The organism is Krasilnikovia sp. M28-CT-15 (genome assembly GCF_047159595.1).
Taxonomy (GTDB): domain Bacteria; phylum Actinomycetota; class Actinomycetes; order Mycobacteriales; family Micromonosporaceae; genus Actinoplanes.
On sequence record NZ_BAAGAK010000001.1, the window covers coordinates 1,959,582 to 1,972,143 of the forward strand.

Sequence of the window (12,562 nt, forward strand, 5' to 3'; positions counted from 1 at the left end):
ATGTTCACCGCCCCGCCCGGCACCCAGGTGGATCCGGCTCCGCGCAGCGAGGCCGCCCCGGTCGTGCCGAGGTCGTGGCGGCGCTGGGCTCCCGTGCTGGCCCTGATGTTCGCCAGCGCGATCGCCGGGGTCTGGACCACGACCGCGATCCGCGCGGCCGGGCGCGGCTTCGACATCACCGATGAGGGCTTCTACCTGCTCAGCTACCGCTGGTGGGACGCCGACCACCGCGGTTTCTCGGGCAGCCAGTACGTGTACGGTCCGTTGTTCGCCCTGCTTGACCACGACATCACCGGCCTGCGCATCGCCCGCCTCGCCAGTGTCCTCATCGCCCACCTGCTGTTCGGTGTGGCATTCATGCGATGGTTGCGGCCGCGTCGCCCGGATGCCCCGCCGACCCGGCTCTGGGAGGCCGCCGGAGCGGCCGTCGTGGTCGCCGCGGGCGGCGCGGTGTACGCCTGGTTCCCGCAGACGCCGGGATACAACGACATCGTTCTGTTGGGCGCGCTGCTCGCGCTGGGCGCCGTGTTCGCCATGGCCCGACAGGCCGAACGCGGCAACCGGGTGCCCGCTTGGCTACCGGTCGGGTTCGGCGCTCTCGCCGTGCCGGTGCTGCTCGCCAAGTGGGCGGCCGTGCTCGCGCTGGCCCTCGTCGCGGCAGCCGCCGTGATCGCCCTGGCCCCCGGGGGTCCCCGCGCGGTGCTGCGCGCCGGCGCCCAGGCGGTGGCCGGGACGGCCGTCGCGGCCGCACTGACACACCTCCTGGTGGTCCCGCTGACCACCGCCGTGCCGCCGATCATCGAGGTCAACCGCCTGCTCGCGGCGAGTTCCATGCCGATCCCGGACCTCGTTCTCCGGTACGCCGTCCAGACCTGGCCCGAGGCGCAGACGGTCGTCCGCGAGTACGGCCTGCTGGTCGCCGCCGCGGTCGCCGCCGCTCGGGCCCGGCGCCCCGCCGTACAGGTGGTCACGGGGCTGGCCGGCGTGGCAGGGCTGGTCGCCGCGGCGCGGTACACGCTTCGCGACGGGGGCCTCGGCGGTGGCCCGGTCAACTCCGAGAAGTTCGTCGTGCCGATGCTGGCGACCGGCGTGCTCGCCGTGCTGGTGGCGGTCGCCGCCCGGGCGGTAGACGCGCGGGGTGGAGCGCTGCTCGGCGTCCTCGCCGTGCTGCCGCTGATCTTCGCGTTCGGCACCAGCAACATTCCGCTCAAGGTGTCCTCGGCGGCGTTCGCCGCCTGGATGGCGGTACTGGTCGCGGCCGTCACCGGGTTGGACCGCCGGGCCATGGCGGCCCGGGGCCTGACCGGCGCGGTGGTCGTCGGGGCGCTGCTGGTCACGGCCTGCGTGGCCACCGGCGGGTTGTGGCGCCACCCGTACCGGGACGTGCCGCGGGACCAGGCCACCGCGTCGGTGCCGGGGGTGCCCGCGCTGGCCGGAGTCCGGATCGAGCCCGCCCGGGCCCGCGCGTACGCGGACCTGCGCGCCCGTCTCGCGCCGTACCTCACGCCACCCGGCCGCAAGGTCATCGCCCTGAACAAGATGGCGGGGATCGTGCTGCTGCTGGACGGCCGCACGGTGGGGGAGGGCTGGTACAGCCCGGCGGATCCGGCGCGCACCCGGGCGGGGATCGCGGCCGAGTGCGCGGGCGGTCCGCCGTGGCAGGCCGGCCGGGCGCCGATCCTGGTGCTCAACCGCCCGGTCCGGGCCGCCGACAACAGCCTGATTCAGCCGTGCGGCCTGGATCTGCGCGCCTACCGGCAACTCGCCCCGCAAGCGGCGACCGGCGGGTTCATCGTGCTCGTGCCGCGCTGACCCGCAACGGTTCCCACCAGGACCGGTGATCGTGGTACCAGCCGACCGTGTCGGCCAGACCCGCCGGGAAGGCGACCGTGGGGGAGTACCCCAGTGCCCTGATCTTCGACGTGTCCACCGCGTAGCGGCGGTCGTGGCCGGGCCGGTCCGGCACGGGACGGATCATCGACCAGTCCCGCCCGCAGGCTTGCAGGAGTAGTCCGGTGAGCTCGCGGTTGGTCAGCTCGGTGCCGCCGCCGATGTTGTAGATCTCCCCGGGCGTGCCCTTGGCGAGCACCAGCCGGATGCCGCGGCAATGGTCGGCCACGTGCAGCCAGTCGCGGACGTTGAGCCCGTCGCCGTACAGCGGGACCGGGTGACCGTCGAGCAGGTTCGTCACGAACAGCGGGATGACCTTCTCGGGGAACTGGTACGGGCCGTAGTTGTTCGAGCAGCGGGTGATCCGTACGTCCATTCCGTACGTCCGGTGGTACGCGCGGCAGAGCAGGTCCGCGCCCGCCTTCGCGGCGGCGTACGGGGAGTTCGGCAGCAGGGGATCGGACTCCGGCCACGAGCCCGCGTCGATCGAACCGTAGACCTCGTCCGTGGAGACCTGCAGGAACGTCGTCACGTCCGCGGCCCGGGCGGCCTCCAGCAGGGCGTGGACGCCGAGCACGTTGGTGCTCAGGAACGCGGACGCGTCGCTGATGGACCGGTCCACATGGGTCTCGGCCGCGAAGTTGACCACGACGTCGATTCCGCGCAGCAGCGTGGTCAGCAGGTCCCGGTCGGCGATGTCGCCGTGCACGAACGTGTAGCGCGGATGACCGGCGACCGGGGCGAGATTGGCCGGGTTGCCCGCGTAGGTGAGCTTGTCCAGGACGGTGACCCGGGCGTCCTCGAAGCCGGGACAGTCGCCGGCGAGCAGGTCGCGGGTGAACTGGGAACCGATGAACCCGGCACCGCCGGTGACCAGGATCCTCATCCGCGCAGCCTGACCGTGCTGTGGTCGCCGATGACCAGCTGGTGGGTGTTCGGCGCGCGGCGTGCCGGCATGACCTCGACGCCCTTGCCGATCAGTGACGCCTCGATCCGGGCCACCCCGCGGATCGCCGACGAGTTCATCACGATCGAGTACTCGATCTCCGCGTCCTCGAGCGTGCAGCCCGCGCCGATCGACGTGAACGGGCCCAGGTACGACCCGGTGATCTTCGAATCCGCCCCGATCACCACCGGGCCCCGGATCACGCAGTCCTCCAGGACGGCGCCGGCTTCGAGGACCACCCGGCCGGTGATCTCGGTGCGGCCGTCGACCGTCCCGGCCAGCCGGGTCTCGATCGACTCCAGCACCATCCGGTTGCACTCGAGCATGTCCTGGACCCGGCCGGTGTCCTTCCAGTACCCGGTGATCACGTGGGAGTGCACGTGGTGCCCGGTGTCGATCAGCCACTGGAGAGCGTCGGTGATCTCCAGCTCGCCGCGGGGCGACGGGGTGATCGCCCGCACCGCGTCGTGCACCGCCCGGGTGAACAGGTACACCCCGACGATTGCGAGGTCGCTGGCCGGCTCGTCGGGCTTCTCCGCGAGGCCGACGATCTGGCCGCTGCGGTTGAGCTGGGCCACTCCGTACGATCGGGGGTCGTCGACCGGGGTGAGCAGGATCTGTGCGCTGTAGTCACCCTCCCCGAACGCCTGCACCATGTCGTGGATGCCTCCGATGAGGAAGTTGTCGCCCAGGTACATGACGAAGTCGTCGTCGCCGAGATAGTCCCGGGCGATCAGTACGCAGTGCGCCAGCCCGAGGGGTGCCTCCTGCGGTATGTAGGTGATCCGCAGCCCGAACTGGGCACCGTCGCCGACCACCCGGCGGATCTCGGCGGCGGTGTCGCCGACGATCATCCCCACGTCGGTGATGCCGGCATCGCGGATCGCCTCGAGCCCGTAGAACAGGACGGGTTTGTTGGCGACCGGGAAGAGTTGTTTGGCGGAGGTGTTGGTGAGCGGCCGCAGCCGCGTTCCCCGTCCCCCGGCGAGTACCAATGCCTTCACTGTCGGATGTCCTCCTTTGGGATACTCCGACAGTATTGCCCGCTATCTACCGACCAGCCGGTTCGGCAGGCCGTATGGCGGCGAGGGATGATGTGGCCGGACCACCTCACGAAGGAGCGGCACGATTCCCAGGAACCAGCCCCCGGGCGGACAGGCCCCGGTCGTCCAGCGCATCCGGATCCGGTATGCCAAGCGCGGCCCGTTGCGCTTCACCTCGCACCGGGACTTCGCCCGCGCGCTCGAGCGGGCGGTGCGCCGTGCCGCCGTGCCGATCGCGTACTCGCAGGGCTTCACCCCCCACCCCAAGATCTCGTACGCGAGTGCGGCGCCGACCGGTGTGGCCAGCGAGGCCGAGTACCTGGAGATCGGCCTGCAGGCACCGGTGGATCCGGGCGAGTTGCGCGCGGCGCTGGACGCGGCGCTCTCGCCGGGCCTGGATGTGCTCGACGCGGTGGTCGCCCGCGAGGGGACGAGCCTGGCCGACCGGATCGACGCCTCCCGGTGGCGGCTGGAGCTGCCCGGCATCGAGCCCGCCACCGCCGAGGCGGCGGTCGCGGCGTTCCTCGCAGCGGACGAGGTGCTGGTCGAGCGCATGACCAAGCAGGGCCGCCGGGCGTTCGACGCGCGCCAGGCAGTGGTGAGGCTCGCTGTGTCCGGTGGCCCGGACGCACCGTCGGGAGCGACGGCCGCGCCGTGTGCGATAATCGACCTTGTCGTGCGGCAGGTCACGCCCGCCGTGCGACCCGATGACGTCCTCTCCGGCCTTCGTGTCGTGGCTGGTCTGGAGCCGCCGGTGCCGCCCCGTGCGACCCGGCTGGCACAGGGCACGCTCACCCCGCAGGGGGAGATCGTCGATCCGTTGGACGCGGATCGCGAGGACGCCACCATCGGAGGGCGCTAGCCGCTTCGGCCGGCGTCCGTTGGCAGACTTCGGCAGCCCGTCCGACGAGGCCGGGGCCGAAACACGTGTGGCGACCCTGCGTGGCAGCGCTTACCCGCGCCCGGGGTCGCCCAGGAACTGGAGACGCCCATGCTCGACAACGAGCCCCAGGAGAACTTGGGAGACCAGGGCGGTGAACGGGACGGAGCTTCCACTCCGTCCGGCGACGCCGCTGCCGAAGGTGCCACCCCGCGCCGCACCAGGGCCCCGCGCCGCAAGGCGGCCCCAGCCGCTGAGGCGGCCGAGCCCGGCACGGGAGGCCCCGCCGAGGCCGGGACGGCCGAGGTCGGGGCACCGGCCGCCGCTCCCACCCGGCGCCGTCGCAAGACGGCCGTGGACCCCGATCAGGCCGCGGCCACCGGGGCGGATCCCGCCGCCGTGGTGGAGAGCCTGCTGAGCGACGCCGAGCCTGCCCCGGCGGCCAAGGCGACCCGCAGCCGCCGCAAGAAGGCGGCCCCCGCCGCCGAGCCGCCACCCGCACCGGCCGAGGCCGAGGTGGCGGCCGAGGACGAGGAGGAAGCCGAGACCGAGGCGGCCGAATCCGGAACCGCCGGGCCCGAGGTGATCACGGTCGTGCCGCTCGACGACGACCTGGTCGAGGAGGAGCCCGCCCCGCGTGCCCGGGCCGCCGCGCTCCCCCCGGCCGTGCTGTTCATGCCGCCGGAGCCGGAGCCGGAGGCAGCCCCGCCCCCGCGCAGCCGCCGGGCCCGCCGGCCCGCCGGCGAGCCCACCGAGCCCGTGGACGCGGTCACGGAAGCCGCCGCCGAGGAGATCGCCGAGGAACCGGTCGAGCCGGCCCGCCGGTCGCGGCGCCGCCGTCGCGGCGCGGAGCCCGAGGAGCCGGTCGAGGCCGCCACGGACGTCGGTGAGCCGTTGCTGGAAGAACCCGACGAGACCGCGGACGACATCGATGACGGGGTCGACGAGGACCTCGACGACGAGGACAGCGCTGCCCGTCGTCGCCGCCGCCGGGGGCGCCGGGGCCGGGGCCGGGGCAAGGGCCCCGCGGACGAGGCCGAGGAGGCCGGGGAAGCCGCCGAGACGGAGCCGTCGGCCGAGGCGGAGCCCGAGGACGACGAGGAGGGCGCGGACGGCGACGGGGTGACCCGCCGACGTCGTCGTCGCCGTCGCAAGGGCGCGGGCGACGCGGACACCGGTGGCGTCGAGGACGGCGTGCACACGGTCGTGCGGGTTCGCGAGCCGCGCCGTACCGATGAGGTGCAGGGGGTTTCCGGCTCCACCCGGCTGGAGGCCAAGCGGCAGCGCCGCCGGGACGGCCGCGAGCAGCGCCGGACCCGCCCGCCGATCCTGAGCGAGTCGGAGTTCCTGGCCCGCCGGGAGGCGGTCGACCGGGTCATGGTCGTGCGCCAGAAGACCGACCGGATCCAGATCGCGGTGCTGGAGGACGGCGTCCTGGTCGAGCACTACGTCGCCCGGGCCACCTCCGGCACCATGGTCGGCAACGTGTACCTGGGCAAGGTGCAGAACGTGCTGCCCAGCATGGAGGCGGCGTTCGTCGACGTCGGCCGCGGCCGCAACGCGGTGCTGTACGCGGGTGAGGTCAACTGGGACGCGACCGGGCTGGAGGGCCGGGCCCGCTCCATCGAGCAGGCGCTCAAGTCCGGCGACTCCGTGCTCGTGCAGGTGACCAAGGATCCGCTCGGGCACAAGGGTGCCCGGCTCACCAGCCACATCGCCCTGTCCGGCCGGCACCTGGTGTACGTCCCGAACGGCAACGCCTCCGGGATCAGCCGCAAGCTGCCGGACAACGAGCGCAAGCGGCTTCGCGACATCCTGAAGAAGATGGTGCCCGACGGCGCGGGCGTCATCGTGCGCACCGCCGCCGAGGGGGCCAGCGAGGACGGCCTGGCCCGCGACGTGAAGCGGCTGCAGGCGCAGTGGGAGGACATCCAGGCCAAGGCGGCCGAGGGTGGCGCCCCCCGTGCGCTGTCGGAGGAGCCGGACCTGGTCATCCGGGTGGTGCGGGATCTGTTCAACGAGGACTTCCGCGAACTGGTCGTGCAGGGTGAGCAGGCGTACGGCGAGATCGAGGCGTACCTGAACGCGGTCTCCCCGGACCTGGTCGAGCGGCTGCGCCGGCACGCCGGCACCACGGACGTCTTCGCGGACAAGCGGATCGACGAGCAGATCCTCAAGGGCCTGGACCGCAAGGTCTTCCTGCCCTCGGGCGGGCACCTGGTCATCGACCGCACCGAGGCGATGACCGTGGTGGACGTCAACACCGGCAAGTACACCGGTGCGGGCGGCAACCTGGAGGAGACGGTCACCCGCAACAACCTGGAGGCGGCCGAGGAGACCGTGCGCCAGCTGCGGCTGCGCGACCTCGGCGGCATCGTGGTGATCGACTTCATCGACATGGTGCTGGAGAGCAACCGCGAGCTGGTGCTGCGCCGGCTCACCGAGTGCCTCGGCCGGGACCGCACGAAGCACCAGGTCACCGAGATCACCTCACTCGGCCTGGTGCAGATGACCCGCAAGCGGATCGGCGCCGGGCTGCTCGAGGCGTTCAGCGAGACCTGTGATCACTGCAAGGGCCGCGGGTTGATCGTCCACACCGAGCCGGTTCCGGAGAAGCGCACGTCCGGGGCGGCGAACCAGGTGAAGGCGGTCGCGTCGGCCCCGGCCCGGAGCGAGGCGCCGACCGGGCGGTCCCGGCGACGCCGCGGTGGGGCCGAGCCCGCCCCGGCCGAGGCCCCGGCCGCGGAGACCGTGGACGTGGCGGTCGTCGAGATCCCGGTCGAGGAGCCGGCCGAACAGGTGGAGCAGGCGGGCCCGGTGTCCGAGGCGGCCGGGCTGGCGTCCGCGCCGCCGGAGGTGGGCTCGGGCATCATCAGCCGGTCCGCCCCGCACCTGACCACGTCCGATGACGACGACTACGACATGAGCGGCTACGACCTGTCCCGGTACGACACCCCGGCTCTCGACGACGAGTCCGAGCCGTTGCAGCTGACCGGGACGGATGACCCCGACGCGGCCGACGACGAGGACGACGACGAGGACGACGAGCCGGTGGGTGCCGGAGCCGGTGGCCGCCGCCGGTCCCGCCGGGGCGGCGCGCGCCGCCGGACCCGGCCGTGAGCCGGAGCGCTTGATCGGATGCCCGGGGGCGGCCGCCCCCGGGCATACCCGGTGGTCGATGTCGGGTACCCTCGCCGCACCCGCCCCCCGAGGAGTACGAACCGTGCGACGCCTCTGCCGCCTGACCGCCGTGAGCGGTGCTCTCGTCCTGCTGGGCGCCGGCTGCTCGGCCGGCCCGGACCCCGTCGCCCAGCCCGCCGCGACGCCCGCGGTCGCCCCGGCCGCCCCGAGTACCGCTCCGGGTGGTGCACCCCCCGCGGCCGGTGCGGCGTCGGGCACGGCCGCGCCGGCGGGCGACGTCGCGCTCAAGGGCAACTCCGCGGCCATCTGCGACCAGGCCAGCACGACCGGAGCGCACGCGGGAGTCACCTTCGCGCAGGACCTGAAACTGCTCATCGACGTCGAAACCGCGCAGGACGGCGCGGCGGTGTCGCAGGCCAGGGCCAAGACGACCAGGGACGTGCAGAACTACGCGCACGCGCTGGCGGACATGGGTAAGCTCGCCTCCGAGCCGGCCCTCAAGAAGGCACTGACGACCATGAGCAAGCAGGTCGGCGCGCTCAAGGGTGACGTGCGCAAGCTCGACGCCACCCGGCTCGCCGCGCTGCGGGCCACCCTCGACACCGCCTGCGGAAAGGGTTGAGCGGACCCGGTTTGGGTGCCGGGCCGCGCATGAAGTAGTCTTTCTGACGGCGCATTTTGAATGCGCCTCGTTCCTGTGGGCTCCGACTGTGTAGGCACCGACCGGGTTACGCGGCTGGGGCCACGACACCGGGAACCCCTCAGTTCCATCCGCCAGCAGCGACCTGCTGCGTAAGTCTCAGGGAGTCCGCGTCCGATGTACGCGATCGTCAAGACCGGCGGCAAGCAGTACAAGGTCGCCGAGGGCGACGTGATCGAGGTCGAGAAGCTCGCGGGTGAGCCCGGCGACGCGGTGACGCTCGCCGCGGTGCTCCTCGTCGACGGTGACGACCTGGTGACCGAAGCGGCCAAGCTTGCCAGCGTGGCGGTGTCCGGCGAGATCGCCGAGCACACCAAGGGTCCGAAGATCCGGATCCACAAGTTCAAGAACAAGACCGGATACCACAAGCGCCAGGGGCACCGTCAGCCGCTGACCCGCGTCAAGGTGACCGGCATCTCGACCGGGAAGTAGGGCGCAGCCATGGCTCATAAAAAGGGTGCTTCCAGCTCGCGGAACGGCCGTGACTCCGCCGCCCAGCGGCTCGGTGTCAAGCGGTTCGGCGGCCAGCTGGTCAACGCCGGCGAGATCCTGATCCGCCAGCGCGGCACGAAGTTCCACCCGGGCGAGCTCGTCGGCCGCGGCAGCGACGACACGCTGTTCGCGCTCGCGAACGGCAACGTGCTGTTCGGCACGAAGCGCGGCCGTAAGACCGTCAGCATCGTCCCGCTCGCGGAGCCGGTGCAGCAGTAGTCACGCATCACGACGGGCCGTGGGACTTCTCGTCCCCGGCCCGTCGTTGCGTTCACGGGACCACAAGGAAGTTGGAGACAGCCAGTGACCACGTTCGTCGACCGGGTCGTGCTGCACCTGCAGGCGGGTGACGGCGGGCACGGCTGCGTCTCCGTGCACCGGGAGAAGTTCAAGCCGCTGGGCGGCCCGGACGGCGGCAGCGGTGGGCACGGCGGCAGCGTCACCCTGGTCGTGGACCCGCAGCAGCACACCCTGCTGGACTTCCACTTCCGCCCGCACGTCAAGGCCGCCAACGGCGCAGGGGGCGCGGGCAGCAACCGCGACGGTGCCAACGGCAAGGACCTGGTGCTGCCCGTGCCGGACGGCACGGTGGTGCAGACCACGGACGGTACGGTGCTGGCCGACCTGGTCGGCGCCGGAACCGAGTACGAGGTGGCCCGCGGCGGGCGCGGCGGGCGCGGCAACGCGTCGCTGGCCAACGCCCGGCGCAAGGTGCCCGGCTTCGCCGAACTGGGTGAGCCCGGCGACCACCTCGACGTGGTGCTGGAGCTCAAGAGCGTCGCGGACGTGGGCCTGGTGGGCTTCCCGTCGGCGGGCAAGTCGTCGCTGATCTCGGTGCTCTCCGCGGCCCGCCCCAAGATCGCCGACTATCCGTTCACCACGCTCGTGCCGAACCTCGGGGTCGTGCAGGCCGGTGAGCACACCTTCACGATCGCGGACGTGCCCGGCCTGATCCCGGGCGCGGCCACCGGCAAGGGCCTGGGCCTGGAGTTCCTGCGGCACATCGAGCGCACCGCGGTGCTCGTACACGTGCTGGACTCGGCGGCGCCGGAGATCGAGCGGGACCCGCTGGCCGACCTGGACGCGATCGAGGCGGAGCTGACCGCGTACGGCGGGCTGGAGGACCGGCCCCGGATCGTCGTCCTCAACAAGATCGACATCCCGGACGGCCGGGACCTGGCCGACCTGGTGCGCGCCGACCTGCAGGCGCGCGGCCTGCCGGTGTACGAGGTCAGCGCGGTCACCCGGGAAGGGCTCAAGGAGCTCACGTACGCCCTGGCCGAGGCGGTCGCCGCGCACCGGGCGGCCACCCCGACCCCCGAGCCGACCCGTACGGTGCTGCGCCCCCGCGCGGTCGACGACGCCGGCTTCACGATCGAGCCGGACCCCGACGGGACGTACGTGGTCCGGGGCGCCAAGGTGGAGCGCTGGATCCGGCAGACCAACTTCGACAACGAGGAGGCGGTCGGCTACCTGGCCGACCGGCTGGAGCGCCTCGGGGTCGAGGCGGCGCTGGCCAAGGCGGGCGCAAAGCCGGGCGACCCGGTGCGCATCGGCGACCGCGAGTTCGACTGGCAGCCGACCGCCAGCGCGTACGTGACCGGCCCGCGCGGCACGGACCAGCGCCTGACCGAGCCGAGCGGCCGGGCCACGGCGGCGCAGCGGCTGGCCGCCCGCAAGGCACGCCGGCAGCGCACCGACGACGAACTGCTGCACATGTCCGCGGACGGCACCATCTCCACGGTCGCGAACGCGCCACGCCCGGTGCTCATCGACGACGACGGCACCCCGGATGATCTGGACGACACGGACGAATAGCGCCGCGGCCAGGTCACGGCAACCCCGGCGCAACACAGGGCCGCTAACGTGACCGGGGTGTTGATCGAGTCCCGCCCCGCCACCGACGCCGAGCTCGGCACCCTGCTCCTGGCCCAGCAGCGCGAACTGGCCGAGGCACACGGCGGCGCCGACGGCGTCGTCTACCTTCTGCACGACACCGCCGCGTACCTGGTCGCGGTGGTGGACGGCCGGGCCGTGGCGTGCGGCGCGTGGCAGCCGCTGGAGCCGGGCGCCGCCGAGCTGAAGCGGATGTACGTGCGCCCGGCGTACCGGGGACGCGGGATCGCCCGGCAGCTGGTGGTCGCGCTGGAGGAGGAGGCCCTCGCCACGGGCCGCCCGACGCTGCGGCTGGAGACCGGCACGTACCTGCCCGCGGCGATCGCGCTGTACCGCGCGTGCGGCTACACCGAGATCCCGCCGTACGGCGAGTACGTCGGCAACCCGTTCAGCGTGTGCCTGGAGAAGCGTCTGGCCGTCTCGGTGCGGTAGCGCTCAGCCCAGCAATCCGATCGCCTCGCGGGCACGGCGGATGGTGGCCCGCGCGGTCTCCCGGACCCGGGCCGCGCCGTCGGCCAGCACGGCGTTGACATACCCGGGGTCGGCCACCAGCTCGGCATGCCGCGCGCGGATCGGCGCCAGCGCCGCCTCCACCGCGTCGGTCACCTCGCGCTTGAGGGCGGCGTACGAGGCCAGCGGGCCGGGTGCGGCCCCGGTGCACGCGGCGAGGATCTCCAGCAGGTTCGTCACCCCGGGCTGGGCGGCCGGGTCGTGCCGCACCACCCCCACGGTGTCGGTTACCGCCCGGGCGATGGTGCGGCGTACCACCTCCGGCGGGTCGAGCAACCCGATGCGGCCGGCGCCCACGGTCCCGCTCTTGCCCATCTTGGCCGTCGGATCGGCCAGGTCCATGATCCGCGCCGCGGCCGGTGGCCGGACCGCCTCGGGCACCACGAACGTCTCGCCGTACCGGGCGTTGAACCGGGTCGCCACGGTCCGCGCCAGCTCCAGGTGCTGGCGCTGGTCGTCGCCGACCGGCACCTCGCGCACGTCGTGCAGCAGGATGTCGGCGGCCATCAGCACCGGGTAGGTGAGCAGGCTGAGCCGGACCGGACCGCCACCCGCGGACTTCTCCTTGAACTGGATCATCCGGGCCGCCTCGCCGTGGTTCGTGGCGCATTCCAGCAGGTAGTGCAGCTCGGTGTGCTCGGGCACCTGGGACTGCACCACGATCGCGGTGCGCGCCGGATCCACGCCGACGGCCAGCATGACGGTCGCCTGTTCGAGCGTGAGTGCGCGTACCGTCTGCGGGTCGTGCTCGACGGTGAGCGCGTGCAGGTCCGCGATGAGCGCGATCGAGTCGTGGTCGTGCTGCGCCGCGGCCAGCGGCCGCAGCGCGCCGAGCAGATTGCCCAGGTGGAGATGGCCGGTGGGCTGGAAACCACTGAGGCGGGTCTTGCTGCTGGTGAGGGTTGCGGTGGGGGTCATGGCAGGCTCCTTTTTTGAGGTACGGGAAGCCGCCGCACGCGCCGGACGCCGCCTGCACATGCAAACGCGGCCGCCTGCGTGAGGCGGCCGCGGATGAGGTCATACGCGTGGGGTCGGGCCGCCCGTCAGGACGGCCACCAGTTGAG

11 protein-coding genes are annotated in these 12,562 nt (G+C 72.9%); 8 read left to right on the forward strand and 3 right to left on the reverse strand.

Translation table 11 applies throughout. The features are described 5' to 3' along the window. Complete coding sequence (locus tag ACMCNO_RS09355) at nt 1–1,812, forward strand: hypothetical protein (RefSeq protein ID WP_412749007.1); 1,812 nt, start codon at nt 1–3, stop codon at nt 1,810–1,812. Here the strand turns inward: ACMCNO_RS09355 and rfbB are convergent. Next, entirely contained in the window at nt 1,790–2,776 is a 987-nt protein-coding gene (gene rfbB / locus ACMCNO_RS09360) for a dTDP-glucose 4,6-dehydratase (protein WP_412749008.1), read from the reverse strand. The genes ACMCNO_RS09355 and rfbB overlap by 23 nt on opposite strands. Then, the gene (locus tag ACMCNO_RS09365) at nt 2,773–3,840 is read right to left on the reverse strand and encodes a glucose-1-phosphate thymidylyltransferase (RefSeq protein WP_412749009.1); all 1,068 of its coding nucleotides are present in this window, start codon (nt 3,838–3,840) and stop codon (nt 2,773–2,775) included. The genes rfbB and ACMCNO_RS09365 overlap by 4 nt, the downstream gene beginning before the upstream one ends. A 178-nt stretch (nt 3,841–4,018) precedes the next feature. On the opposite strand from ACMCNO_RS09365, the gene ACMCNO_RS09370 reads away from it, so the two are divergent. From ACMCNO_RS09370 to ACMCNO_RS09400, 7 genes are all read left to right on the forward strand, one after another. After that, the gene (locus tag ACMCNO_RS09370) at nt 4,019–4,741 is read left to right on the forward strand and encodes a TIGR03936 family radical SAM-associated protein (protein ID WP_412753658.1); all 723 of its coding nucleotides are present in this window, start codon (nt 4,019–4,021) and stop codon (nt 4,739–4,741) included. Nucleotides 4,742–4,870: 129 nt separating this feature from the next. Next, a complete protein-coding gene (locus tag ACMCNO_RS09375; protein ID WP_412749010.1) occupies nt 4,871–7,879 on the forward strand; it encodes an Rne/Rng family ribonuclease in 3,009 nt (1,002 codons plus the stop codon). A gap of 103 nt (nt 7,880–7,982) precedes the next feature. Continuing rightward, nucleotides 7,983–8,522, forward strand: a complete 540-nt coding sequence (locus ACMCNO_RS09380) for a hypothetical protein (RefSeq protein WP_412749011.1) — start codon at nt 7,983–7,985, stop codon at nt 8,520–8,522. Nucleotides 8,523–8,717: 195 nt separating this feature from the next. After that, on the forward strand, nt 8,718–9,032 hold the full coding sequence (gene rplU, locus ACMCNO_RS09385) for a 50S ribosomal protein L21 (RefSeq protein ID WP_412749012.1): 315 nt from the start codon (nt 8,718–8,720) through the stop codon (nt 9,030–9,032). A gap of 9 nt (nt 9,033–9,041) precedes the next feature. Beyond that, nucleotides 9,042–9,311, forward strand: a complete 270-nt coding sequence (rpmA, locus tag ACMCNO_RS09390; protein ID WP_130511173.1) for a 50S ribosomal protein L27 — start codon at nt 9,042–9,044, stop codon at nt 9,309–9,311. A gap of 84 nt (nt 9,312–9,395) precedes the next feature. After that, nucleotides 9,396–10,910: a GTPase ObgE gene (gene obgE, locus ACMCNO_RS09395; RefSeq protein WP_412749013.1), complete on the forward strand. Its 1,515-nt coding sequence runs from the start codon at nt 9,396–9,398 to the stop codon at nt 10,908–10,910. A 57-nt stretch (nt 10,911–10,967) separates the two neighbouring features. Next, entirely contained in the window at nt 10,968–11,420 is a 453-nt protein-coding gene (locus tag ACMCNO_RS09400; RefSeq protein ID WP_412749014.1) for a GNAT family N-acetyltransferase, read from the forward strand. A 3-nt stretch (nt 11,421–11,423) separates the two neighbouring features. Here the strand turns inward: ACMCNO_RS09400 and trpS are convergent, their stop codons facing one another. Further along, nucleotides 11,424–12,416 (reverse strand): tryptophan--tRNA ligase, encoded by a 993-nt coding sequence (gene trpS, locus ACMCNO_RS09405; RefSeq protein ID WP_412749015.1) that lies wholly within the window; start codon nt 12,414–12,416, stop codon nt 11,424–11,426. Nucleotides 12,417–12,562 lie beyond the last annotated feature (146 nt).

Bases quoted from the DNA above. Each gene is read 5' to 3' on its own strand.
- ACMCNO_RS09355 (WP_412749007.1), top strand. From the start codon at position 1: ATGTTCACCGCCCCGCCCGGCACCCAGGTGGATCCGGCTCCGCGCAGC.
- rfbB (WP_412749008.1), bottom strand. From the start codon at position 2,776: ATGAGGATCCTGGTCACCGGCGGTGCCGGGTTCATCGGTTCCCAGTTC.
- ACMCNO_RS09375 (WP_412749010.1), top strand. From the start codon at position 4,871: ATGCTCGACAACGAGCCCCAGGAGAACTTGGGAGACCAGGGCGGTGAA.
- rplU (WP_412749012.1), top strand. From the start codon at position 8,718: ATGTACGCGATCGTCAAGACCGGCGGCAAGCAGTACAAGGTCGCCGAG.
- rpmA (WP_130511173.1), top strand. From the start codon at position 9,042: ATGGCTCATAAAAAGGGTGCTTCCAGCTCGCGGAACGGCCGTGACTCC.
- trpS (WP_412749015.1), bottom strand. From the start codon at position 12,416: ATGACCCCCACCGCAACCCTCACCAGCAGCAAGACCCGCCTCAGTGGT.